Consider the following 460-nt stretch of genomic DNA (forward strand, 5'->3'; position numbering starts at 1 on the left):
AACCTTACCTGGCTTTGCTCAAAAACGATTAGGCAATGAAACCGTTGCCCAAAAAACCAAAAGAATGGAATGGTGGACCGATGCACGCTTCGGCATGTTTATCCACTGGGGCCTATATGCATTACCAGCCCGTCATGAGTGGGTAAGAAATTACGAACACATTACCAACGAAAACTATCAGAAATACTTCGATCAGTTTAATCCCGATTTATTTAACCCTAAAAAATGGGCCAGAGAAGCTAAAGAAGCAGGCATGAAATATGCCGTGTTAACCACCAAACACCATGAAGGTTTTACTTTATTTGATAGTAAATTTACTGATTATAAGGCAACCAATACACAAGCCAAAAGAGATTTGGTTAAAGAATTTGTTGAGGCTTTTCGCGCCGAGGGTATAAAAGTAGGCTTTTATTATTCGCTGATTGATTGGCATCATCCCGATTTTCCTGTTGATATGCAC

Annotated in this window: 1 protein-coding gene; it reads left to right on the forward strand. The window is 39.8% G+C overall.

The features are described from left to right. On the forward strand, nucleotides 1-460 hold a 460-nt coding region (locus AC1DND_RS29410), incomplete at both ends, for an alpha-L-fucosidase (RefSeq protein ID WP_477586571.1).

This window comes from Pedobacter sp. 01N416, from assembly GCF_056399685.1.